Origin of the sequence: Rhodanobacter lindaniclasticus, assembly GCF_004799035.1 — a bacterium.
Taxonomy (GTDB): Bacteria; Pseudomonadota; Gammaproteobacteria; order Xanthomonadales; family Rhodanobacteraceae; genus Rhodanobacter; species Rhodanobacter lindaniclasticus.
The window spans coordinates 1-23638 of record NZ_MWIO01000083.1 but is presented as its reverse complement, the minus strand read 5'-3'; the positions used below and the strand labels follow the sequence as shown (position 1 = coordinate 23638).

Genomic DNA, 23638 nt, shown 5'->3' with positions numbered 1-23638 from the left:
CGAGGGTGGAACCGGCCCGCGGGAAGCATGCGCCCGTTTCGATGGCTAAGCCGCGGGCACGGCCGCCATATCCATCCAGAACGGCCCCCAGATGTGTCCATCCGGATCGGCCAGGTCGCGGCCATACATGAAGCCCAGTTCCTGCACGGGATTGATGTCGGCGGTGCCGCCGTGGGCCGCAGCCGCCTCGATCATCGCATCGACGGCCTCGCGATTGTCCAGCGCAAGCGCGAGCGAAACCTCGCTCGAGGTCGGTGGCGGAATCGGGCGATCGGTGAACGTGCGCCACTTGTCGTGGGTGAGCAGCATCACGTAGATCGCCTCGCTCCACACCATGCAGGCAGCGGTCTCGTCGGTGAACTGCGGATTGTTGGAAAAACCCAGCGCCTCGTAGAAAGCCATCGAGGCAGGCAGGCTGGACACCGGAAGGTTGACGAAGATCATGCGGGCCATGGCGAATTCCTCTGTGAGTTGTGCCAGGGCGACGAACGGCCGGGACGGAAATCGACAAGCGAAGCGGCGCGGATCAGACGAGGCGCCGCGCTTCGCCGGGACGGCCCCGACACCTCCACTCAGCCACGCGATCGCAGGACCATCCAGGCCATCAACAGCACGGCGACCAGCACGCTCACGGACGCCAGGCCCAGCAGCGGCTCGAGCGTCACTTCGGGAACCGTACCGCCGTAAAGCAGCACCAGGCCGACGACCATCGCCAGCGCGGCGAGCTGGTGCAGGTAGAACTGGAAGCCGGCGACCCGTCCACCCGCGCCGACGAGCCACAGCTTGTGGATCAGGGCGTAGACGAAGGACACCACGAAACCCACCAGCAGGATGTGCGCGTGGGCCACAAACAATGTGTGGTCGTGCGAAGCCGCCATGTAGATGCCGAGCCCCATGCCCGCGATGGCATAGGCAAGACCGCAGAGCAGAAACTTCCGATCGAGCGTCATGCTGATTCCCCTGGTAGCCTGTGACCGGCGCCGATGTCGCACGATGCGCTGCCGGCTGCGCATCGCCGCCGGGCGATTGTGCTCCACATATCCGCAAAACCGGAGTGGCCCCCCGCACCTTTTCATGGTGCCGACGATCGAACGGATCAGCCGCGAAACCCGATCCTCAGCCCGCCGTGCCCTCCGGCGGCGGCTGCAGTTTCTGCTGCAAGGCCTCCAGATCGGCGATCACCGTCTCCAGCGCATCATGGAGCTGGCCCTGGCGATTCATCAGGTCGTCGATCTTGTCGGTCTGTTTCAGCTTCGACAATTCGCCGTCGAACAACAGCCAGATCGCGGTCAGGTGCTCCACATTGTTCTTCGCGTAGTGGCGCATCTCCTTGAGCTGCGCCAGCGTGTCCGTCACGTGATCGAGTTGCTTGCCGGCATTTTCATCGGCCATGACATGCTCCCGGGAGTGGTCCGGCCATGCTACGAACACCGCCTCCACGACAACGTGAAGCTGCCGTGCCGCTTTCGTTCAGCCCGGAGGCCGTCGGTTACGCCGGCACTCCGGCGTGGACCGTCTCTTCCTCGATCACGCGTGGCGCCGCCGTCCCCTGGCGGCGCCAGGTCGACGGGGGCTGCCGAATTCGCGCCTGAAGGCGGCTTCCGGTTCATGACCCGCATCTGCGGCGATCGACATCACCGAACCACGACTGCTGCGCAGGCGATCGGCGGCCAGCTGAAGACGCCAATGCGCGAGGTATTGCATCGGTGGCTGGCCGATGACCGTGGTGAAGCGTTCAGTCGATGCCGAGCGCGACGTCCCGGCCCCGCCTTGGGATCGACATATTCGTCAAGACTGAAACGGATCGACGACTCCAGCCATCTGCCGCGGGAACCGCCGTCCTGCATGTTGATGATCATCAGGCGGGATGAGGCCGCAAGCAGCGTCTTGAACAGCGCCGAGTCGCACGCGAGGCAGCCACAAACCATGCGGGTCGCTTCGCCGCCTCGGCCGTGGCTGAGCTGCGGCACCTCACCCAGGCCCTTGTGTTCGACCAGGCACGCGTGGGCCGATCGTGGAAATTGCCAGGCAGCCTTGCCACCGCTCACGAAACTGGCTGTCGGAGTCCGGTGGCAACACATTCCGCCTTTGCGTCGCTCGCACCTGCGGTCGGCGCGCGGGGTGCCACGCCAACGCCACCCGGCGATTGGCCGCGCCTCCCTCCTGGTCTATGCTCACGCCCCGGCGTCGCAAGCCGCCTCCGGGTCCGCGGGAAGGGTTCAACCCACTTGTCCATCGCTGGCCACCATCAACCTTTGTGCAGCCGGGATTGCGGACCTTCGGCATTCATTGCATGGAGGTTGTCATGAAGAACCTGCCCGCCCGTCCGCACCTGGACCATCTGAAGAAGCAGGCCAAGCGGCTGCTCGAGGGCGTCCACCACGGCGAGCCCGATGCGCTCGAACGCGTTCGCCTTGCCCTGCCCGCCGCTGCCCGGCTCGATCACGCCGCCATCGCCGCGATGGGGCTGCACCTGCACGACGCGCAGTCCTGCATCGCACGCGAGTACGGTTTCGGCTCGTGGTCGCAGTTGAAGGATTACGTCGCGCTGCAGGCCGCCTCGGTCGACACGCTCGCGCGCAAACGCCAATGGATGCATTGGGCCTTCGGCCACGGCTACCAGACGGCCAAACCCGCGCTGGCCGAACGCCTGCTGCGCGAACATCCGGACCTGCTGGCCGGCGAGCCCGCGCTCGCCTGCGCCATCGGCGACGTTGCCACGGTGCAGGCCACCCTCGCTGCCGATCCCGTCTGGGCCACGACGGCCCGCGCCGACAACGGCATGCCGCCGCTCGCCTGCGCCACCTTTTCCGGGCTGATCGCCCTGCCCGCCCGTGCGCCGGGCATCCGCGCCTGCGCAGACCTGCTGCTCGACGCCGGCGCGGATCCGGATGCGCGATGGACCGATCCGGAGCTGCCACACGATTCGCTCAGCGTCCTGTACGGCGCCGCCGGTCGCAACCACGACATCGCACTCACGCGGCGACTGCTGCAAGCCGGCGCCGATCCCGACGACAACGAATCGCTCTATCACTCCACCGAGATCGCCGACAGCAGCATCGCTCGTTTGTTGCTCGAGGCCGGCGCCCGTGTCACCGGGTGCAACGCGCTGTTCCGCGCGCTCGACCATGAGCATCCCGACACAGTGCGCCTGCTGCTCGCCCACGGCGGCGATCCGAACGAACCCGGCCCCGGCGGCACCCCTTTGCTGCACGCGATCCGCCGCCGTCGCTCGCCTGCGACCATCGGCCTGTTGCTCGACGCCGGCGCCGATCCTTCGGCAAGCAACGAACACGGCGTCTCCGCCTATCGCCTGGCGTGCTGCCTCGGCCTCGTCGAAGTGGCCCGGCAACTGGTGCAAGCCGGCGCGATGCCCGACGACCGCCCGCATGACGCCTTCCTCGGCGCATGCGCGCGAGGCGATCGCGCTACCGTGCAGGCGATGCTGGCCGACGACCCCGGCCTCATCGGCAAGCTGCCGCCCGCCGCATTGCGCCTGCTGCCGGAAATGGCCGCCGGCAACGACGAGGAAGCCGTACGCGTGATGGTCGAGGCGGGCTGGCCGATCACGGTGCGCGGCGGCGACATCGACGGCAGCGCGCTCAACTGGGCGGTATTCCGCGGCAACGCCTCGCTCGCACGCTTCCTGCTCGCCCACGGCGCGCGCTACGACGAGCGCCACGGTTTCAAGGACAACGTCTACGGCACGCTCAGCTTCGCGTCCCGGGCCGAGACCACGCCCGGCGGCGATTGGCTGGCCTGCGCGGAAGCGCTGATCGACGCCGGCTCGCCCATACCGGAGGAGCGCTACGCGTTTCCGGAAGAGATTGCCGCTTATTTCGACGGTTTGCGCCCGGGTACGGACTGAGCACAGCGGCGCGCCACGAAAGAAGGGGTCGGCATGCCGAATGCGCACGCCGACCCCGGTTTTGCCTTGTCACTCCCGAAGCGGCCGCCGGCCTCTTCGGAGGCGATCACATCGATGGCGTGGAAGGCGCCGCGGCCGTGGTCGCGCCGGCGGGCTGCGTGTTCCCCGACGGGTATTGCCCGACCTGCAGGGCGAACTGGGTCTGACCGGCCGGCGCCGCCGCGTCGACGTACACCTGGATCAGGTAATTCGTCGCTGTCGCCACCGACTCAGTCCAGGTATTGGCCCCGGTCGTGCTGGTGTCGACCAGCGCCTTGTCATGGGTCTGGTCGGTCACCTTGAAGTGCAAGCCGGGGCTGTTCGAGATGAGGTTGATCTTCATCATCATGCCCGCCGCGATGGCCACGGTGAAGTTGTGCGCGGTGGCGCCTGGCTGCAAGGTCATTGCCTGCTGCGCCCATGGCTTGCCGGCCTCGAAGGTCACCGCGCTCGTCGGCACCTGCAGGTCTTCGACCCCGTACTGCCCGATCTGCAACGCGTATTTGGAAGTGTCGCCCGACGGCATCGCGGCAGGATCGACGTAGACGCGGATCGCATACGTGGCGGCCGGCGCGTTCGGCAAGGTCCAGCTGGATTCGCCGGTCTTGGCCGTATCCAGCAACCGCTTGCCGCGGGTCTGGTCTTCCACCCTGAAATGCAGGTTGGGGTTGCGGGTGAGCAGGTTGAGCTGCAACGTCTTGCCCGCCGCGACCGGCACCGTGTAATCGACCGAGCTGTCCGAATGCGTGAGGTTGCCGATTTCCTGCGCCCAGACACTGTTGGCCGCGAAGGTCACCGCGACCGGATCGCTGGCGAGGGCCGGCAGCGACACGCAGGCAGCAGCCAGGCCAAGGCTCACGCCCAGGGCGCGGCGAAAAAGACGGAAACGTGACATGTGTGGATCCCTGCTCGATTGAAGTTCAGTTGATCGACGATTCCGCACCGTGCATCACCGCAGCCGCGAAGATGCCACCTTCCCCTGTGCATGGCATGCCTCACCCCTGAGTCAGCGCCGTGTGCGGACCATACGCTGGTCTCGCGAGGCTTGCCAGCCAGCGGGACCAGGCTGCCCGCTTTTCTCGTCCGCAAGGCAGGGCGCCGCCTCCATTCCCGGGCGACTCTCTCCGTTTTCCCTTCCGACGAACGCCATGCGCCGTGATGCCATCTTTGCCATCTGTATCCGTACTGTCCCGGGAATGCGCCAGATGAAAGCACGACGAAACGGACGCCACAGGGCGCCCGTTTCGTTGTCGCGCACTGGTTCACGCGGCCTTGGGGAAATCCAGCGTGGTGTCGTTGATGCGATTGACCATGTTGGTCAACAGGATCGCGCTCACCACCAGCGGGATCTCGACCAGCTGGCGATCGTCGAAACCGGCCGCCTTCAGCGCATCGACCGCGGCGACGTCCAGCGTGCCGCGCTGCTGCACCAGTTGCAGCGCGAATTTCACCAGCGCATCGATGCGCGCGTCTTCGGCATAGGCACCGCTGCGCAATTCACGCGTCTGCTCCGCCGTGTAGCCGGCCAGCTTGCCGGTCATGGTGTGGGCGGCCAGGCAATAGTCACAGCCGGTGGCTTCGCTCACGGCAAGGTTGATCGCTTCCTGCTCGCGCCTGGAAAGCGAGCTCTTCGCCAGCGTGGCGCCGGTGTCGAGCACGTGGGCCAGCACGGCCGGCGCGTTGCTGCCGATGGTGGCGTAGAGATTCGGCACCTTGCCGATGTTGCGCTTGACGATGCCGAACAGCTCGGCAGCTTCCTGGCCGGCCTGGTCCGGGGCGACTGTGTGCAAACGGGTCATGGGGTAACTCCTGTGGAAGAAAGAGGCGGCGTTGCCTTGGGCATCTGCCGGTGGAGACAATGGTGGGCGTCGCGCCCACGCCATCGTGTTGCGCGCGTCTCGATCCTGGTTTCGTTCGTCTTGAGGTACCCATGGACAGTCTGAGCGCGCTGGTGGCTTCGATGGGCCTGCACGGGCGGGTGGACCTGCTGTGCCGTTATGCCGGCGCATGGTCGGCGCCGCACCCGGGAACGCCGCCAGGCCAGGTGCCGTACCACGTGGTGCTGACCGGCGAAGCCGTGCTGGAAGTGGGCCGCGAGCGACGGCCGTTCGTGGCCGGCGATCTGGTGCTGTTTCCGCACGGCTCCGCGCACACCATGCGGCACGCGGATGGCGCCACCATGACGTTTGCCGAAGTACGCCGCCCGCTGGGCCGCCTCGTCGAACTGGCCAGCGATGCACCGCACAGCGACTTCGAGATGCTCTGCGGCACCTTCGAGCTGGGCCGCCACCGCGCCCTGCTGCTGCGGGCGCTGCCCGAGGTAGTGCATCTGCACACCAAGGGCCGCGACGACTACGCCGGCCTGCACGCGCTGCTGCACACCATGCGCCATGAGAGCCTGCAGGCCTCGCCCGGCGGCGACGCGGTGATCGCGCATCTGTCCGCCGCGCTGTTCACCCTGGTGGTGCGCACGCTGATGAACGAGGGCGACCTGCAACACGGCCTGCTCGCCCTGCTGATGGATACACGCGTAGGTCCCGCCCTGGCCGCCGTGATCGCCGCCCCCGCCGAACCGTGGACACTGGAACGGCTGGCCGAGGTCAGCCGCATGTCACGCGCCAGCTTCGCGCGGCACTTCGCCGAACTGTCGCCGGCCACGCCGATGGACGTGGTCACCGCCCTGCGCATGGACCTCGCCGCACGCCTGCTGCGCGAAACCCCACGCCCCATCGAGCAGATCGGCGAAGCCTGCGGCTACATCTCGCGCGCCGCCTTCGGCCAGGCATTCAAGCGCGCGCACGGCACCAGCCCTGCAGCGTTCCGTCGCCAGATGGCCCATACGGCGCCCGTGGCCGGGTGATCAGGAGGCCGGTTCGCTCCGACCCGCTTTCGATATCGGCGCGCGGATTGAGGCATTACACCGGAACAGCTCCGGGGCATTACGATGTCCGATCATCCGGACGCAAGGAAACAGGCAAATGAAAAAGCTGGCAAACGCGCTCTTTCTTGCAACTCTCCTGACAAGCGCCGTTCATGCGCAGACCAACGCAGGCGACCAGAAAGCCGACCCCGACCTTCCGTTCACCATCACCAAGGTCGCCAGCCTCGACCTGCCCTGGCGCATCGCCTTCCTGCCCGATGGCCGCATGCTGGTGACCGAGAAGGTCGGCCGCGTCCAGCTGGTCACCCCGCAGGGCGTCAAGACCGAACTCGAGGGCGTTCCGCCGAGCTGGTTCCAGGGCCAGAACGGCATGCTGGGCGTCTTCCTCTCGCCTCATTACGCCACCGACCACAACGTCTATCTCACCTATGTCGCACCGGGCGACTACGGCGGCGGCCTCGCGCTGGGCCGCGGCCGGCTCGTGCTGGACGGCAAGCAGCCCCGGCTGGACGACTTCCGGGTGCTGTGGCGCCAGATGCCCACGGGCAAGGGCGGCCAGGCCGGCGCCGCGGTGGCGTTCTCACCGGATGGCAAATACCTGTTCCTGACGGTGGGCGACCGCCAGCGCTTCACGCCCGCGCAGGATCCGAACCAGCCCGTGGGCAAGATCCTGCGACTGACACTGGACGGCAAACCCGCGCCGGGCAATCCATGGGCAGGCAAGGTCGGCGCCCGCACCATTCCGCTGATCGATCCGCCAGCCGACACCGAGGCAGCCAAGACGGCGCCGGTGGTCAGCACCTATACCTTCTCCGGGCCCAACCTGACGCCGGCCGAAACCTGGGCCACCGGCTTTCGCACGCCTTACGGCCTCGCCTTCGCTCCCGATGGCCGGCTGTGGGAGCTCGGGCACGGCCCGCGCGGCGGCGACGAACTGAACCTGGTCCAGCGCGGCAAGAACTACGGCTGGCCGCTGGTTTCCTACGGCAAGAACTACGACGGCGTGCCCATCCCCAACCCCGATACGCGACCCGACCTGGTCAAGCCCGTGATCTATTGGGACCCGGTGATCGCGCCGGGCAACATCATGTTCTGCAAGGGCAGCATGTTCCCGCAATGGAACGGCAGCGCCCTGATCAGCGGGCTCGCCAGCGAGGCCATCGTCCGCGTCACCTTCGACGGCAAGGGCGGCGCCACCGCGGTCAATCGCTGGGACGTCGGCAAACGCGTCCGCGACATCGAAGAAGCGCCGGACGGATCGCTGTGGATGGTGGAGGATGCCAGTCCCGGCGGGCTGTATCGGCTCACGCCGAAATGATTCGATGAGCCGGCCGGCGTTTCGGACGACCTGCACGCGGCACGGATGCGCCCGCGCCGGACGTCACGTCTCGTCGGCACAGGGTTCCGGCACTACGCCCGGCGCCACCGTCATCACGTCCTGCCAGGCCGGGTTCCGCAAATAGCGCGCACGGACGTACGGGCAGAACGGGATGATCCGAAAGCCCTGCCCGCGCGCATCGGCGATCAGCCGATCGACCAGCACCGCCGCCGCCCCGGTTCCCTTCAGGCTCTCCGGGGCGAGCGTGTGATCCGCGCTGATCAGCCCCGGCCCACGATGCGTGAAAACCAGTTCGGCTTCGGCCTCGATGCCGGCTACCGTGGCGACATAGCGGCCATGCCGGCCATGTTCTTCCCGGGTGACATGCACGTCAGTCATGGCTCGGCTCCTGGGCGTGAACCCGTGGGGATGGCAACAGTGTGCCATGCACACGCCGGGCGCCACGTCCTCTGCCCCCGATGGCAACCTCTGGAACATCGCGTGCAACGGCTTCCTCCTCGTACGCAACCCTGAAGCCTTCGCGCGCAAGCCAGGGAGGCTCGCGTGCAAGGGTTTGGGGGTCGTGCGCAAGGCCCGGGAGGTTCGGACTTGCGAGGTTCAAGGCCGCGGGTGGGTCAACGGACGTCCGCTACCGCCTCGATGGATCCGGGAGCCAATGATCAGGAGCCTGGGTGGGAGGCTCCCTGAAGTGCGCTCCGACCCGGGCCCCCCATATCTCAACTCACAGATTCGCCGAGCAGTGGACGGGAAGATATCTGTCGTCGACATCGAAGGTTGCGCAATGCCAATGCACCTGCCTGCCGTCCCGTACCGCAATCAACAGCACCTGGTGACCGGCAAGATGCACGTCCGCCGTCGCTGCGTCGAACTTGAGCAGCAGGCTTCCCTTGATGACCTCGACTTCGCTCAGGTTGCGCCTGTGCAGTTCCGCAGGCGACGGCAAGGCAGCCGCCTTGTTGTCCTCGGGCAGCCTGCCGTGGTCTTGCAGATAGGTTTCGACGGTACCTCGCTCGAACGCCACCGATGCGAACGCCTCGGCCACCTGCCCTCGCACCGCGTCGACCCGGTTCAGCGACACGGCAACCCATGCCAGGGTCGCCAGCGTGATCGTCCAACTGGCGAACAGGAATAGCCGAAACGTCCCTTCCCGCCTCGCCTGGCCTGCGACGGGCCACCCGGCATTATCCGCGCGGCGCAGCCGACTCGCTGCCCACACGCGATTGTCCGACTTGCCCGGCCGCGCGAGATGCACAAGGACCAGCACCGCCGCAATCAGGAGTACCGCCGAGATAAACGTCTGCAGCGCGGCCACGCCCCAGTACATCCCCGCGCGCTCGTCATGACTGAAACAAACCAGGCGTAGCGAATACCGCCCTGCCACGCAGGCGACCCCCTCCAGGCCATTCGTGGCCGCGTGGGCATAGCGACCGACGAAAAACACCAGCACCGACAACGCCATCACGAAATGGGGAACCCGTTTCAGGCCCTCCCTCTCGTGAAAGAACCGCGCCCACGCAAGCCACAGCACCACCCCGACGGTGAACAGGAGTGCCGCCGCGTACAAAGTCGCATTCGAGTCGACAAGACGGAACAGTTGTTCCACGCACAAGGTCCTTTTGCGGTTCGATAAGACGGAAGTAAGCGAAACGAGTACAAGTCCCAACTTGCAGCAGTTTAGAGGGCTCCGCCTCCGTTCGTTTGTCGTCGTGGACGAGCACCCCGATGGCCTTGGTGGGAGATGGTGGGCTCATGGAAGAATCTGATTCCGGGTCGATTCTCCGCGTGAACCGGGGATCGGCGTCGCGCTCAGGGCCTCGCCGCAGCCGAGCGCTGCCGCCGACGACACCGGACCCGAGCCACGCATGCGCTGAAGGTGCGCCAAGCCCCAGACCCTTGCTTCTTCGACCAGCGGCAAGACCGTTTCCCCGTAACCGCTAAGGCGGTACTGCACCGGCGCTGGCACTCGCCCAGCCACCAGGCGCTCGACCAGACCATCGGCTTCGAGCTCGCGCAGCTGCTCGGTCAGCACCTTGTGCGAGATCGGTGCGGCACGGCGCAGCAGGCCCGAAAAATGATGAGGCTCGCGCGCGAGCCAATACAGGATCGTGAGCTTCCATTTGCCACCGACCGCGACAAAGGCCGCGTGCAGCGGGCAATCCGCCAGCGGATGGGAGCTGGCCAACAGATACGCACCTGGACGTGCCTTCTTGTCGATGGACATGGCTGCCTCTAGCGTTCAGTCAATCGAATCACACTGGAGCATGCCATGCCGAACCGCTACCGCGCTTTCCTGTCGTGGCTGGCCGTCATGGGGCTGCTGTATCTGCCTGCTGCACCCACCGGCGCACAAGCGGCAAAGGCCGCCAGGACCGGAGCAGCAACACTGCGCGATGGCCAACACGATTTCGATTTCGAGATCGGCACGTGGCGTACGCACCTCAAGCGGCTGGCGCATCCCCTGTCGGGATCCGGCGAATGGCTGGAATACGAGGGTGTCACCACCGTGCGCAAGGTCTGGAACGGCCGCGCCAACCTGGTCGAGCTGACGGCCGATGGCCCGGACGGCCACTTCGAAGGTCTGAACCTTCGGCTCTACAACCCGCGGTCGCGCCAATGGAGTCTCAACTTCGCCAACAGCAGCGGCGGAACATTGGGAAAGCCGACCATCGGCGGCTTCATTGACGGACGCGGCGAGTTCTACGACCAGGAAGACTTCAACGGACGCGCCATCTTCGTCCGTTTCGTGATCACGCCGCTCGACGCCGACACGATCCGCTTCGAGCAGGCCTTCTCGGACGATGGCGGCAAGACCTGGGAGATCAACTGGGTGGCGACCGATACGCGGATGAAGTAGCGAACTGAAGCAACATCCTCCTGGGGAAACTTCAGACTCTGAGGTGGCCCGGTCCCTTTCGGACACGTTGATCAAGCACTCATCGCCTCATCATCAACAACTACTGGCGTGCGGTAGCCGAGGGTCTGATGCAGCCGCTGGCGGCTCGATTCGAACGGAGCCAGGCTCACCTGTCAGTTCTCGGCAAGTGAGCCAGACCCCGTCTTTGCTTCAATTGATGATCTCTCCGAGGCCATCCTCGACGCGGCGTCTCAGTTCGCGGATGAACTCCGCGTCGTACAGCTCCCAGCTTTCGAGCTCGCCCACGATCTTCAGCGGCGACACGCTTCGATACGACCGCGTCGGATTGCCACGGAACTTCTTGTTCGTGACGTTCGGGTCGTCTTCAAACGCTCCGGTCGGCACGACGACGTAGACCCGCGGCCTCCCCGCGCCTCGCGCCATCTCCGCGGCAAGACCGGCCCCCTTCGATACAGCGGTGAAATAGACGTGGTTCATCACGACGCGCTCGTCGTAATTGGAGGTGAATCCGGCAATCAGCAAACCACCGACGGGAAGATCCGCCTTCGTACCGTGGTAGAACGGCCCATCCACCCAGTTGCAGTTCTCGCGGGAAACCGGAACCCAATCGTCGTCATGCATCGCTCGGCTCGCCTCATGCTTCCTGCCCGATCGGCAGGGGCGGCGATGCTAGGCCAGCCGGTGAGCCTTGCCGCAAGTCCCGGTGGCTGATATAAATTTGCAGTGGGGAGCGCAGTGCGCCGTGGAAAGGTCAACTTGACCCTTTTTTTCTTGCGCACCGTCTTCGGCGCGGCCGCCGCCACTTTCAACAACGCCTTCGCCGCGCCACCCGGCTCGCGCCTTCCCTGCTCCCAGTCCTGCAGCGTACGTACGAAGACGCCCCCCTTTATTCGTCCTGGGTCTCGGGAAGTGAGCCTGACTGCGTTTTGGAGGCTTATGCTTTGGCGGCCCGACCTGTGCAGAAACCGCTGGGTCATTACAGTGATGGCTTCGCCACTGTTCGCGGTGCGTGAAGCATCCTGAAACCATCGCCGAGGTGTCCGATGGAAAGCCGCACCGCCTCCTGCTATTGCGGACAACTGCGCATCGAAGTCCAGGGTCAGACGCTGGGTACCGGCGTCTGCCACTGCCTGGCTTGCCAGCAGCGCACCGGCAGCGTATTCGCGGCGCTGGCCGCCTATGCTGCGCCGTGGAAGATCGAAGGCGTCGCCACCGAATTCGTGCGCACGGGCGACCAGGGCGCGACCTTCCGTTTCCGCTTCTGCCCGGTATGCGGCAGCCAGGTATTCCACACCGAGGAAGGCAACGATGCCTTCGTGATGGTGGCTGTGGGCGCCTTTGCCGACCCCAACTTTCCGCCTCCGCAGGACTCTGTCTACGAGTGCCGCCGGCACGCGTGGGTGCAGTTGCCCAAGGGCATCGCGCACTACGACAGGGATCCGGACTGAAACCGGCCGAACAGCAACCGAACGGGTTCAACCGAACGGGGCAGGTTCACTTGCCCCGTCCGATAGGTGAACCAGACCCCGTTTTCAACCGCTTGCTATTCCAGGCACAGGTCGTAGATCACCGTGGCCGGATCGCGCGAATCCAGGCGACGCTGGAAGCCGATATTCGCCGCGAGGCGATCACCGCCGCCGGATCGGCCCGGCGCGTAGGCGCGCATGTGCCGGATGCCGCGTGCCCTTGCCGCGGCGATCAGATGGCGCATCAGCAGCGAACCGACGCCGCGTTGTCGCCATTCGTCGCCGACCGTGAGCGAAGCATCGCAGCGGTCGCCCTTGGCATTGACATGAAACTGCGCCGCGCCGATTTCCCGCTCGCGCCCCTCGTACGGGACCAGCGCAATGAAGCCCACGGCACAGGCCGGGTCCAGGTCGGTAAGTTCGCGCGCCACCTCCGGCGTCGGATCACGGACCAGCCCGAGAAAGCGCGAACTGCGAAATGCCGGCGACAGATGGTTGAGAAACTCCAGCTCAAGCTCCGCATCCTGCGCGCTGATCGAGCGGATCCGCACGGTCGTGCCGTCCTGCAGCTTCTCGTTCCAGCCCTCGCCCGGGGGTGCATGGATCTGTGCCATGGCATGCTCCGCCATCAACCAGGTGCTTCAGCGTACCAGCCGCCTGCGGGCATCAATTGACCAGCGTCAAGGGATCGGGCGGTGCCGCACCGATCGGAACCCGCGGGTCGGAAGCCCGGGCCAGCTCGCTCTGCCCCCTTGTTTTCACCAACTCACGAGAAGGCCTTGCCCTCCTGGCCCGATCGACGGAAAGCGACCCCAGCGGCTGTTCCGATGGGTCAGCGCAGCGCCGCCGCCATGTGGAACCGCTCCACCCGGCCGACCTTCTGCATGGCGGCCTGGACATCGGGCCGCGCGGTGACCGTGTTCCAACGGTCGTGAATCAGCTTTTCCGTCGGCGTTTCGGTGACATCGGCGTAATGCTGCATGTCGACCAGCGCGGCATTCCGCCAAGCGGGTTTCTGCAGCCGCTCGATGAGCAGGGAGGCGGCCTCGTCAAGCTTCCCGCAGAGCAGCAGGGCGTCCTCCCACGTGGCAATGGCATCGGCGCGATGCTCGCGCTGATAGTCCATGGAGGCAGCGATGGCGGCGGCGTCGTTTTTCGCGACGGCGATTCGCAGTTTCACGCTTTCCAGCTGCATGCGGCCGAAGGGACTCATGTTGCCGAGTTCGACGATGGTATCGGCTGCCTTGTCGGGCAAGCCGAGATCGGCGTACAGCCCGCCAAGATTGATCAACTGGCTCACGTTCATGCCCCCATGCTCGGGGCGCCGCGCTGCCAATACTTCGACGTGCACGGCATCGTCCCAACGTCCCTGCCGTTTGAACGCCCGTGAACGGTTGTCGAGCACCCAGGGGTATTTGTCGTCAAAGTCCGTGTAGGTCCTGGGGCCGTCTCCGCGCCCGGCATGATCGAGTACCGTGTCGCTGATCGAAAGCACGCGCGCATACTGGCCGGTGATCAGCAGCAACCCTTGAAGGTCCGCAAGGGGTTCAAGCTTGTCCGGTTGGGCCTTCACTCGTTCCTGCGCTGCCTTGATCTCCGCGGCTATCAGGCGATCGACATCGAATTCCTTGGGGCGCTTGAGCGTGATGGGGTCAAAGCGCCGATCCACGCGCATGCTCAACGCGGCCTGGGCCGAGGTGATCCGCAAGGCGACCGCCGTAGCGCGCGCGACGTCATTGCGTTCAATGTGCAGCAGCGCCAGGTCACGCCACAAGTTGCTGGGCTCGATACCACCATCCAGCCATCCCGCATCGAACAGTGCGTCCAGCATCTCCCGGTCCGTGTCAGGGTTCTGCTCCTGCAGGTACTGGTAATGAAGCTGCCAGATCGCATCTGAATTCACGTTGCCCAGTTTTTCCGGCCAGCGCTGGGCGAAGATCGCCACGCTATGCCCTGCATCGCTGTAATCGCCGACGGAGAACGCGCTGGAGAGACGGGTCATCCATGCCATGTCATCGGCCTCGTCAAAAGCCGTCGCCCGCACGGCCGTTTCGTGAGCCTTCTTGTCCTGGCCGTTCTGGGCGGCGATCAGGCTGGCAACCAGCAATGCGCGGTATCGCAGATCCGTCGGAAGGTCATCGAAATCCTCGGCATGAATCGCCTTGTCGAGTTTTGCCTGGGCGGACGCCGCGTCATTGTGACTGACGTCAGTGAAGGCCTTCTGCACCAACTGGGCGGCGCCTGCCGTCAGCTCGGCTGCCCGCTCGGCGAGTTTCGGCGTCGGCGGAATCGTTGCCCGCGCCGTGCACACGGTCAGCAACACGAGCGCCGCCGCCGTCATGAAGATCCTGTTCATGGATGCGTTCCCCTGGACTGTCGTCTGTCGACAACGAGCGCGTGGCCGGACTGGACCACGCCATACGGCGAACGGTATCAGCCTTGCGCTTTCTTTGCCGGCGACTTGATCGGTTCCGTCATGTCCTTCAGGCAGGCCGCGCTCAACGTGGCGTGCCGCTGCGCGACGGACAACAGCGTCGGGTGGAACTGCGACCGAACGGGGCCAGCCGCCTGCCTTCGTTTCGAAATCGCCATTGTTGATCTCGGTCAACAAGCGTCGGCGCCGATGAACCGAACATCCGGGTGTTGCCGGCGCGATCTGGCATCGACAGGCACCGCCGGAGGTTCCGGTTGTGCCAGGACGACGGGCATGCCGACGATCCCGGCGACATCCACCCAGGCCATCGGTTCCGCGCCGCGTTCCCGCATCTCCATGGTTTCCTTGATACGCCACAGACACCGATGATCTCAATTGACACCCTGCTGCGGAGGGTCAGCTCATGTCGCCGATCAAGCTGGTTTCACTGATGGTTCTCGCCTCCCTGGCCACAGGCCAGGCATGGTCGCAAACGGCATTGATGAAGCAGGCCCAGGGTCTGTTCAAGCCGATACCCGCCAACGCGCCGCCGTTGCCGGGCAATGCGGCGACCCCGGCGAAGGTGGATCTCGGCAAGATGCTCTACTTCGAGCCCCGGCTGTCCGAAAGCCATGCCATCAGCTGCAATTCATGCCACATGGTCGGTATGGGTGGGGTCGACCTGCAGGAGACCTCGCTGGGTCATCGCTGGCAGCATGGTGGTCGCAATGCACCGACTGTCTACAACGCGGTGTTCGACGTCGCCCAATTCTGGGATGGACGTGCCAAGGACCTTGAACAGCAGGCCGGCGGTCCGCTGGTCAACCCGGTCGAGATGGACACCACCGAGGCACATGTAGTCGAACAGCTCAAGGGGATTCCCGGCTACGCCGCCGTGTTCGCCAAGGCCTATCCAGCCGTGCCCGATCCGATCACGTTCGACAACGTGCGCAAGGCCATCGCCTTGTTCGAGGCCACCCTGATCACGCCGAACGCGCCGTTCGATCGCTACCTCAAGGGCAACGAGAAAGCGCTCGACGCGAACCAGAAGGAAGGTCTGGCGCTGTTCATCAACAAGGGCTGCGCGGCATGCCACAACGGCATCAACGTGGGCGGGGGCATGTACGCCCCGTTCGGCGTGGTCGAGCGGCCGGGTGCCGACATTCTCCCGCCGGGGGACAAGGGGCGCTTCGCGGTGACCAAGACAGTCAGCGACGAATACGTGTTCCGAGTGCCCTCACTGCGCAACATCGCGCTGACCGCACCCTATTTCCACACGGGCAAGGTGTGGGATCTTCGCCAGGCCGTCGCGATCATGGGCAGCAGCCAGCTCGGCGCGAAGCTGAGCGACGAGGAGGTCGGCAAGATCGAGGTTTTCCTCGGGGCCCTGACCGGCGATCAGCCGAAGATCGCGCTGCCGATCCTGCCACCCAGCGTGGCAACCACCCCGCGGCCCAAGCCGTAACCCGCGCCAGAAAAGCAGAAAAGAGGACGTGGCTGATTTGGCCAGGCAGGCGACTGGCCCTGCCAGACGACGGCCGAATGTAATTAGCCACGTATCCCGTTTTTGAACTTAATTAGCCACATCCCCTTCAATTGCAGCCAGCCATGCGAGTACCGTTTTCGACAGTTCGGTGCGCATGTCGGAATAGGCATGATCGGTAGCCAGGTGCGTGGTGGTCACTTGGCGATCGCCGGCCTTGCGGAGGGCGTCGGCGAAAGCGTCGTTGTAGCTGGCCAGGCCGTCGTCGGAGGTGACCACCAGCACGTTGCGGTCCTTCAGTGCCGGCGCCTTCGTGGTGAACACCCAGTCGGTGGCGTGCGCGGCCACCTGCTGCGCGAGGCCTTCGGGCGTGCAGCCGTGCAGCGGGGCCATGCCTTCGTCGGCCAGAGCGGTCGCCATCTTCTCCGTCGCGCTGGCGCTGGCGTTCTCGCGCCGCAGGTGCTGGTACTCCCCGCCAAGATCGCCGCCGGAAATCACGCCAATGGCTCTGACGCGCGGATCGGCCGCGGCGGCTTGGATGGCCATGAAGCCGCCCATGCTGTGGCCGATCAGCACGATGCGCGTGGGGTCCAGTCGCAGTTTCTTCGCCACGGCCGGCTGGCGCAGGTAGCTCAGTGCCGCAGCGACGTCCTCGATGCCGTGACTGAAAGAGAAATCGCCGGGCGTTCCCCATGAGCCGCGGTAGTTGAAATAGAGCACGTCCCAGCCGGCGCGACGGATGTCCTGCGCCAGGTCCAGATTGCGTTCGTTGCCAGGGAAGCCGTGCAGCAGGATCACGGCGGGGTGCGGGCCGACACCAGCGGCGACGTACACCAGCGCATTCATCCCTTTGCCGTGGCTGGGGATCTGCATCGTCTCCATCGACGCGCGGTTCTCAGCCGTGGCTTGGTCGTGCCCGGTGACGGGCGCCGGGCGTGTCTGCGGACTGGCGATGCAGGTCAGGCTCAGAAGGAAACCGGCGGCCAGGAGGCCATGTCGCGCGTGCTTGTTCATGCGTCCCCCATGCGGGCTGGCAGTCGGAAGTGCGCCGGCATCTGATGTCAGGCTGCCGGTTCGGGCGAAAGACTACACGTTTGGAGCAGCTGATACCGGCACCCGAGGCCTCGGCCAGCCCGGCTCTACCGAACGGGGTCTAACCGAACGGGGTCAGGTTCACTTTCCTCATCCGATAAGTGAACCTGACCCCGCTTTTGGGACGACGACCGAATGTAATTAGCCATGTTCCCTTTTATTGTTTTGGGTCGCCCATCAGGTACCGGGCGTTTCAAGCCGATGATCGGTAGGCTGAGGCGTTATCGTCATCACCTTGAGCTGCTCGGACCCCTCAAAGCGGTGCCAGACGCCTGCCGGTACGACGACCAGTTCGCCTTGCTCGAGAAAGATACGCTCCTCCATCGCGTCCATCAGCAAGATAACCGTCGTGGTGCCAGCGAGCACCAGAACGACCTCGTCACCGTTGGGATGGCGCTCCCACTCGCTGCTCCCCGAGTAGTAACTCAGGTACACCGCGCCATCGCGATAGGGAGCGACCTCAGCGAACGCCTCAGTCGCATGTGTATCGAAAGCCATCTCCGGAGAGCGATCCGGAAGGTGCGTCAAGCCCGACAAGATTTGCGTGAGTGATTTTTTCATAGGATGGCGGCTATCTCACGACCAAAAAAAATGCAACCGAACGGGGTCAGGTTAACTTTCCACTCCAATAAGTGAACCTGATCCCGTTTTTGGACACTTTTTCGGAAGTCAGATCTACTTGTTCAATCAAATGAACCTGAGATGGCCCGGGTTTGACGGACACCTTTGAACGGGGACAATCCCCTGGGAGGTGTCACATGGTCAAGCGCCAACGGTTCACCGCGGAGTTCAAGCGCGAAGCGGTCAGGTTGCTCGATGCGGGCGAACGTCCTGCATCGGAGGTAGCCATCGATCTGGGTATCCGACGGAACCAGCTCTACAAGTGGAAGGCTGAGCAGGTTCGATCCGGCGAGCTCTCCTTTCCTGGCTCCGGCCGCAAGCACGCGGACCAGGATTCGGAGATTGTGCGCCTCAAGCGCGAATTGGCGCGGGTGACGGAGGAGCGCGACATTTTAAAAAAAGCGGCGGCGTACTTCGCCAAGGAACTGCCATGAAGTACGACTTCATGCGCTCTCACGCCGACCAGTTCTCGCTCACGGGCATGTGTCGTGTGTTGTCGGTCAGCCGCAGCGGCTACTACGCCTGGCGCTGTCGTGAACCGAGCGCCCGCCAGCGCGAGGACCTCACCCTGACGGCACATGTGCGACGCATTCACAACGCGTCGCGCGAAGCGTATGGCACGAGGAAGGTCTGGAAGACGTTGGTCGCCGAGGGCATCGCCTGTGGCCGCAACCGTGTTGCGCGAGTGAGGCGCGAGAACGGCATCGAGGCTCGTCGCCGCCGTCGTTTCAAGGTGACCCACTACGCGCGACGCCACAAGAACACGGCGCCAGACCTGCTTCGTCGGAAGTTTCAGGCTGAGCAGCCCAACCAATGCTGGGTCGGTGATGTGACCTTTATCAGCACGCGGCAAGGTTGGCTTTACCTCGCCGTGTTGATCGACCTGCACTCGCGAATGGTCGTTGGCTGGGCCATGTCTGATCGCAATGACGAGCCGCTGGTGTCGGCGGCGTTGCGCATGGCGATCACGCATCGCCAACCAGCGGCAGGATTGATTCACCACACGGACCGTGGCGTGCTCTACAGCTCACGTAACTACCGTCGTCTGATGGCCGCCGATGGCCTGCTGGCCAGCATGAGCCGTCACGGCGACTGCTACGACAATGCATGCGCGGAAAGCTTCTTCTCCTCGCTGAAGAACGAGCTCATCCACGGTGAGGCCTTCGCGACACGCGATGCCGCGAGGGTCGCCATCGTCAGCTACATCGAAGGCTTCTACAATCGCAAGCGGCTGCATCAAGCACTCGGCTATCGCATACCTGCGGTTGTCGATGACGAGGCTATGAGTGCTTAATTAACGTGTCCGAAAAAGCCGGGCCACCTCAACCTGACCCCTTATTTCTTTTCTCGAAGAATAGCGCCAGGGGCAATTTGATAACTCCTGTTGCCGCCCCGAAATTGTCCCTGACACCTTTTCGTGATACCTTTTCCCTAGAACGGCTTATTAGCCCGGAAACTCGCGCGCTGCTTTAAGAACAATGAATAAAAGCTCTTGGGCGGCGGAGACTTTATCGCACTCTGTTTATCAGCGAATAGCATGTAATAAGCGACAAACTTCGCCCTGTCAATCCGATAGGTGCCCGACCAAGATCCCTCAGGTACCCGCGACAAGATCGCATTAAACAAAAAGTTATTAAGCGACTTAACAAAACCGGCGCAGATTGCAATGGCGCTTTGCAGCGCCGTGTAATCTAACCGCAACGGCTTCTCCATTAACGCACCATGCTTCGACAATCCAAGTGAAATTGCGTTACTAGCACCAAGCTTCCCAAACCGATGAACCGCACAATGTCTTAATTGACAAATCCTTACGTAGTCTTCGGTCGCTGTAACAACATCAGGAGGCAATCCACCTTGGATACCCAGAAGTTCCTTAATTGCTTTTTCGATATTCTCCTTGCTTATGAAGCTGATTCTCTCTAGCAAAGCCTCAGGAAGCAGCTCGGGGGCCAAGTGAATCGCAGCGCCGTAAGCAACATCCCGCTTTTGGACTGCATCCTGGCACCCAGGGTCAAAATGAATAAGACGGCGAAACAGAGTCCTGAGGTAGCTCTCCACGGCAGCGATGACACCGAGTAAAACGAGCTGCCCTTGAAAAGGATCGAACTCATCGGGCCGAGGCGCCAAAATATTCAGCGATCGAACGCGAACCGAAAATTCGTCGATTGCAGATATCTTCGGCTCCTTATAGCTAGAGTCAAAAAGATTATGCGTATCCAGTGCGGGGCTTGCCCCTGCAACGCACATTGCGAGCTTCGACCGAAATATCTTCATCTCAGGAAAGGAACTCGTTGACAGCCAACGCAACCTTGCCGACGATACCTGAAGCCCTTACAGGTCCAACATAACTTGCTTGCTGCAAGTCTGTGGAAGGGTTTTGGGAGGCATAAACGTGACCAACGGTACGTATTTTAGTGTCTTTATGAATGCGCGCAACCATCGCGTCGCTTATACCCGGCACATCTTCGAGAGGTAGCTTCATACACTCTTCAAACAGAGAGGAAGCGACTAGCTCAGCCCCACAGTTATGGCAGAATTTCTGCGATTCATTGATACGAGCTACGCCGCAAGAAGGACAGGGAGGGAGGTCCAGCTTCAGCGCCTTAATTTCATCTTCCGATAGTAGAGAAGATAGATCGCGTCTTACGGGGTGCTTAGAAGACGGCCTAAGCATGTAAGAAGGCAGATCTCGTGAAGAAGAGCCGCGTCCAGTGCGGAACGTACCCTGTTCGTAAAGAAAAGCAAGATGCGGGATGTAACGATCGTATTTCCGATTTGGACCATGCGACACCGCTTGAAGCGGATAAAGCATGCCCACCTCGATCAAGAACCTCAGCATCCTCTCTGCGAGAGGAGTACGCTCCTCGCCCTGCCTCAACCCCAGAACAATGCTCTTCGTTCGAGCATGTGCGTCTTGCGAAGTTGCGACCTGCTCTACCGCGGCGTCGAAGAACTTTCGCCCCGTAGCAATAAGACTCGAGAACTGGCGAAGCTTTAATCCCAAAGAATCATATTCTGCGCCAATCAGCTCTGCATGGTGCTCTACGATCGCGTTGATCTTCTGCTGCGATGTACCGCTTTTGTCTAGATATTCCCTCAGCAGTCTAAGATACGCGCGCGGACTGCCAAAAGCGACGTACTTAAGCGTCTCCAGCGTGTCTTCGTTTATGCTTCCAATTTCGTCAGCCGTGAGTCTTCGTTCTGCAATATCACCCATAATCTCGGAATACTCCGGATCATCCACTGCAAGCCAAAGCGGGACCATTTCGACCTCGTGGGATGCATGGAACGTTGGCCCGTACTGCGTAGAACCGGGATATACCGAGGCCTTCGGAGCTATCGTGCCTGTCTTCAATAGTCTATATATATCGAAAAACGCGATAAGGTAACTCCCTGCCAGACTAAGCGCCGCATCATCAAGCAAGAGAACTGTTCTTCTTCTCTTGAACTTTCCACATAGCAGCGAGCACACTTCGATTACATGATTAATCGTTAAGTTTTGACCAAAATCTTCATAAACGTTTCCACCACCGTTCCGCTCCAAGAGGGCGACTAATTCGCGCAATTTAGCCTCATTAAAGTGCTCGCCGCTATCGGTAAGGAAGGTTTTATCACCGCCTTTGTCATCAAGAAAGTCGAAAGCACTAAGCAGCAGCTTTGCGATTACCCACGAATGAAAACGCTTCAATGCGTCAGGCGAATTTAGGAGTAGGGGCTCGAGATTTAGATATCTACTAAAGTTCGCGTACAAAGCAATTGGACAGTTTTCATTGCGCATGGCATGGACGTAGGCATAGCGCATGATGTGCGTTTTGCCCGTGCCGCGGGGGCCGACCAAGAGCTTTGCTCCTGGCGCCAAAAGCTTTTGCCTAGCCCTCTTAAATATTTGGCCATCAGAAAGGGAAGCATCGATCGTTTCGAGCGAAAGCTGATCGGCTCGCTCCTCAAAATCAGCCATGAAAATCTCCAGTCGAGTAGGCGCTGTCTACTTTAAAACGGGAAAGCCAAGAGGCTCGACTTGGTTAGTTGCTTGGCGCTAACACCATACGCCTGAGACGCTAACCACACACGGCCACTTTCTGACCCTAATCTCTTCAGCAATAGTTCGCGATGTGCTTCCGCAACCCGAATCTTATAAACGCAGTCGGACAACCGCGCGTACCCCTTAGCGACACCTATCACCTTTCTTTCAAGGTTGCGCCCCACCCTAGCGACAAGGACGTCGCCAGGCTCAGCGATAGCAAAGCGACTGCCGCTTGCGGGTTGCGACTTCCCAAAGGATGAAATGTCGCACCAGCAGCCACACAGCTCCTCCGGGATATCCGTCGTGTGAAGCACAGGATAATTGCTGTTTTTGACCTCGGCGCTCGTAAAACAGCCACGGGTTAAAACTTGAGTTATATCGGACAGCCTCCTCGTTCGCGCGCGATAAATCGATGAAAATGCAACGCGTTGCGCGTGATAGCGAAAATCCAGACGGTCTTCGGCTTGCTCGACACTAACCATCAGCTCTCTGCCTTCGAAGCCCTCGTTGAGCTCTTGCAGTACTACAGCACTAGCCGAGCATGCATTCTTGCGGATAACTAGTATATGTGCTTGTGCATCAGTTTTTGCGAAAGAGTTCCTAGGCAACCTGACTGCTTTCTCAACGTAAAATCGCGCCAATAAATCTCTTCGAAACGGCCGATACTTAACCGAAGAGACCAAACTATCGGGCAGAACGATGCCGAGCGCCCCCCCCTTACTCATTAACCTGATGTTCTGAGCGAGGAAAAGAAGCGCTGCATCCACGTCTGGCAGTGTCGATATGGAGCTACTGAACCCTGCTTCTTCGATTATGTGACCGAACTCTGTACGCCACTTTGGAATTATGAAAGGAGGATTACATACAGCCGCATCTATAGAATTAATCGAACTCGATACCAGCTTCGGCAGATCGATCCTCAGCGCATCAGCTCGGATGTGGCTGTGCCGAACAACGGCATCACGGAAACGTTCGCGGAGCTTTGCTCGCGAAAACGAATCAATATCAACGGTTATAAGTTCAGCCCCGCTCCAGCGTGTCATTGCCGCAAGTGATAGAGAGCCACCCCCTGCACCCAGATCCAGAACCGCGGCGGGCTCAGGGCCTGTCATTTGCTCAACAAGGAATGATCCAATCCTATCTTGCGTGTAATAGCGTCCCAGCCTGTCAGGCCCCGCCGATTTCAAACGCGCCGGCGATACATTCATGGGCATGCTGTGAAGGCCTCTGTAGCTAGTCGGTGGCAACCATGCTCACCTATAAGACTTAATGGGGCGCGGGTGCAAATGGCGCACCCACACGTGTGATCACGCACGGATCGGCGACAGGATATCAAACCATGGGCAAATCCAAACCGCACCCCTTTGCACAGTCGATAGCCTCTACGTACCCCGCATCCGCATGCCGCATCACCCCAGTCCCCGGATCATTCCACAACACCCGCCCAATCCGCTTGTCCGCCTCGACCGTGCCGTCGCAGACGATCACCACGCCCGAGTGCTGCGAATACCCCATCCCCACCCCACCCCCATGATGC

Annotated in this window: 26 protein-coding genes and 1 pseudogene; 8 read left to right on the top strand and 19 right to left on the bottom strand. The window is 62.5% G+C overall.

Annotated elements, in window-relative coordinates; genetic code table 11:
- Positions 1-45 precede the first annotated feature (45 nt).
- The 5 genes from B1991_RS18030 to B1991_RS18910 all read right to left on the bottom strand — a co-directional run bounded on the left by B1991_RS18030 (position 46) and on the right by B1991_RS18910 (position 2048).
- Positions 46-453 carry a VOC family protein gene (locus B1991_RS18030; protein ID WP_136260056.1) on the bottom strand — a complete coding sequence of 136 codons (408 nt, stop codon included), beginning with the start codon at positions 451-453 and terminating at the stop codon, positions 46-48.
- A 119-nt stretch (positions 454-572) separates the two neighbouring features.
- A complete protein-coding gene (locus tag B1991_RS18025; RefSeq protein ID WP_136260055.1) occupies positions 573-950 on the bottom strand; it encodes a TonB-dependent receptor in 378 nt (125 codons plus the stop codon).
- A 166-nt stretch (positions 951-1116) separates the two neighbouring features.
- The gene (locus B1991_RS18020; protein WP_136260054.1) at positions 1117-1392 is read right to left on the bottom strand and encodes a hypothetical protein; all 276 of its coding nucleotides are present in this window, start codon (positions 1390-1392) and stop codon (positions 1117-1119) included.
- A 135-nt stretch (positions 1393-1527) separates the two neighbouring features.
- Positions 1528-1704 (bottom strand): helix-turn-helix transcriptional regulator, encoded by a 177-nt coding sequence (locus B1991_RS19210; RefSeq protein WP_425466716.1) that lies wholly within the window; start codon positions 1702-1704, stop codon positions 1528-1530.
- Positions 1635-2048, bottom strand: a complete 414-nt coding sequence (locus tag B1991_RS18910) for a cupin domain-containing protein (protein ID WP_210772173.1) — start codon at positions 2046-2048, stop codon at positions 1635-1637. Before B1991_RS18910 ends, B1991_RS19210 begins: the two co-directional genes overlap by 70 nt.
- Here B1991_RS18910 and B1991_RS18005 point away from each other — a divergent pair.
- Positions 2015-3868, top strand: a complete 1854-nt coding sequence (locus B1991_RS18005) for an ankyrin repeat domain-containing protein (RefSeq protein WP_210772172.1) — start codon at positions 2015-2017, stop codon at positions 3866-3868. The two genes, B1991_RS18910 and B1991_RS18005, sit on opposite strands and share 34 nt — an antisense overlap.
- Positions 3869-3974: 106 nt before the next feature.
- On the opposite strand, the gene B1991_RS18000 is transcribed toward B1991_RS18005, so the two are convergent.
- Together B1991_RS18000 and B1991_RS17995 are read right to left on the bottom strand one after the other, a co-directional pair.
- Positions 3975-4802: a hypothetical protein gene (locus B1991_RS18000; protein ID WP_136260051.1), complete on the bottom strand. Its 828-nt coding sequence runs from the start codon at positions 4800-4802 to the stop codon at positions 3975-3977.
- A 367-nt stretch (positions 4803-5169) separates the two neighbouring features.
- Positions 5170-5706 carry a carboxymuconolactone decarboxylase family protein gene (locus tag B1991_RS17995; RefSeq protein WP_136260050.1) on the bottom strand — a complete coding sequence of 179 codons (537 nt, stop codon included), beginning with the start codon at positions 5704-5706 and terminating at the stop codon, positions 5170-5172.
- A 131-nt stretch (positions 5707-5837) separates the two neighbouring features.
- On the opposite strand from B1991_RS17995, the gene B1991_RS17990 reads away from it, so the two are divergent.
- Together B1991_RS17990 and B1991_RS17985 are read left to right on the top strand one after the other, a co-directional pair.
- Positions 5838-6767 (top strand): AraC family transcriptional regulator, encoded by a 930-nt coding sequence (locus B1991_RS17990; RefSeq protein WP_136260049.1) that lies wholly within the window; start codon positions 5838-5840, stop codon positions 6765-6767.
- Positions 6768-6885: 118 nt separating this feature from the next.
- On the top strand, positions 6886-8106 hold the full coding sequence (locus B1991_RS17985) for a PQQ-dependent sugar dehydrogenase (RefSeq protein ID WP_136260048.1): 1221 nt from the start codon (positions 6886-6888) through the stop codon (positions 8104-8106).
- Between the two features lie 63 nt (positions 8107-8169).
- Here the strand turns inward: B1991_RS17985 and B1991_RS17980 are convergent, their stop codons facing one another.
- The 3 genes from B1991_RS17980 to B1991_RS17970 form a co-directional block, all read right to left on the bottom strand.
- A complete protein-coding gene (locus tag B1991_RS17980; RefSeq protein ID WP_136260047.1) occupies positions 8170-8505 on the bottom strand; it encodes a GNAT family N-acetyltransferase in 336 nt (111 codons plus the stop codon).
- Between the two features lie 343 nt (positions 8506-8848).
- On the bottom strand, positions 8849-9730 hold the full coding sequence (locus tag B1991_RS17975) for a pilin (protein WP_136260046.1): 882 nt from the start codon (positions 9728-9730) through the stop codon (positions 8849-8851).
- A gap of 144 nt (positions 9731-9874) precedes the next feature.
- A complete protein-coding gene (locus B1991_RS17970) occupies positions 9875-10348 on the bottom strand; it encodes a winged helix-turn-helix transcriptional regulator (RefSeq protein ID WP_136260045.1) in 474 nt (157 codons plus the stop codon).
- A 45-nt stretch (positions 10349-10393) separates the two neighbouring features.
- Here B1991_RS17970 and B1991_RS17965 point away from each other — a divergent pair, with 45 nt between their 5' ends.
- Positions 10394-10981, top strand: coding sequence for a hypothetical protein (locus tag B1991_RS17965; RefSeq protein ID WP_136260044.1), 588 nt, complete (start codon positions 10394-10396; stop codon positions 10979-10981).
- Between the two features lie 210 nt (positions 10982-11191).
- Here B1991_RS17965 and arr read toward each other — a convergent pair whose 3' ends face one another.
- Positions 11192-11623, bottom strand: a complete 432-nt coding sequence (gene arr / locus B1991_RS17960) for an NAD(+)--rifampin ADP-ribosyltransferase (protein WP_136260043.1) — start codon at positions 11621-11623, stop codon at positions 11192-11194.
- Between the two features lie 422 nt (positions 11624-12045).
- On the opposite strand from arr, the gene B1991_RS17950 reads away from it, so the two are divergent.
- On the top strand, positions 12046-12450 hold the full coding sequence (locus tag B1991_RS17950; protein WP_136260041.1) for a GFA family protein: 405 nt from the start codon (positions 12046-12048) through the stop codon (positions 12448-12450).
- 95 nt (positions 12451-12545) lie between these two features.
- On the opposite strand, the gene B1991_RS17945 is transcribed toward B1991_RS17950, so the two are convergent.
- Positions 12546-13082 carry a GNAT family N-acetyltransferase gene (locus B1991_RS17945; protein WP_136260040.1) on the bottom strand — a complete coding sequence of 179 codons (537 nt, stop codon included), beginning with the start codon at positions 13080-13082 and terminating at the stop codon, positions 12546-12548.
- Positions 13083-13300: 218 nt separating this feature from the next.
- Positions 13301-14824 carry a hypothetical protein gene (locus tag B1991_RS17940; protein ID WP_136260039.1) on the bottom strand — a complete coding sequence of 508 codons (1524 nt, stop codon included), beginning with the start codon at positions 14822-14824 and terminating at the stop codon, positions 13301-13303.
- A gap of 481 nt (positions 14825-15305) precedes the next feature.
- Between B1991_RS17940 and B1991_RS17935 the strand changes: the two genes are divergently transcribed.
- Complete coding sequence (locus tag B1991_RS17935; RefSeq protein ID WP_136260038.1) at positions 15306-16346, top strand: cytochrome-c peroxidase; 1041 nt, start codon at positions 15306-15308, stop codon at positions 16344-16346.
- A 108-nt stretch (positions 16347-16454) separates the two neighbouring features.
- Here the strand turns inward: B1991_RS17935 and B1991_RS17930 are convergent, their stop codons facing one another.
- On the bottom strand, positions 16455-17378 hold the full coding sequence (locus B1991_RS17930) for an alpha/beta hydrolase family protein (protein ID WP_136260037.1): 924 nt from the start codon (positions 17376-17378) through the stop codon (positions 16455-16457).
- A gap of 255 nt (positions 17379-17633) precedes the next feature.
- A complete protein-coding gene (locus B1991_RS17925) occupies positions 17634-18017 on the bottom strand; it encodes a cupin domain-containing protein (protein ID WP_246031232.1) in 384 nt (127 codons plus the stop codon).
- Positions 18018-18214: 197 nt separating this feature from the next.
- Between B1991_RS17925 and B1991_RS17920 the strand changes: the two genes are divergently transcribed.
- Positions 18215-18511, top strand: a complete 297-nt coding sequence (locus B1991_RS17920; protein ID WP_136260036.1) for a transposase — start codon at positions 18215-18217, stop codon at positions 18509-18511.
- The gene (locus B1991_RS17915; RefSeq protein ID WP_136260035.1) at positions 18508-19371 is read left to right on the top strand and encodes an IS3 family transposase; all 864 of its coding nucleotides are present in this window, start codon (positions 18508-18510) and stop codon (positions 19369-19371) included. The genes B1991_RS17920 and B1991_RS17915 overlap by 4 nt, the downstream gene beginning before the upstream one ends.
- Positions 19372-19508: 137 nt before the next feature.
- On the opposite strand, the gene B1991_RS17910 is transcribed toward B1991_RS17915, so the two are convergent.
- The 4 genes and pseudogenes from B1991_RS17910 to B1991_RS17895 all read right to left on the bottom strand — a co-directional run.
- Positions 19509-20351, bottom strand: coding sequence for a hypothetical protein (locus B1991_RS17910; RefSeq protein WP_210772171.1), 843 nt, complete (start codon positions 20349-20351; stop codon positions 19509-19511).
- A 1-nt stretch (position 20352) separates the two neighbouring features.
- The gene (locus B1991_RS17905) at positions 20353-22035 is read right to left on the bottom strand and encodes a hypothetical protein (protein ID WP_136260034.1); all 1683 of its coding nucleotides are present in this window, start codon (positions 22033-22035) and stop codon (positions 20353-20355) included.
- 32 nt (positions 22036-22067) lie between these two features.
- Positions 22068-23309 carry an N-6 DNA methylase gene (locus B1991_RS17900; protein ID WP_168709705.1) on the bottom strand — a complete coding sequence of 414 codons (1242 nt, stop codon included), beginning with the start codon at positions 23307-23309 and terminating at the stop codon, positions 22068-22070.
- A 124-nt stretch (positions 23310-23433) separates the two neighbouring features.
- A pseudogene (locus tag B1991_RS17895) lies at positions 23434-23638 on the bottom strand (urocanate hydratase); the annotation flags it as partial.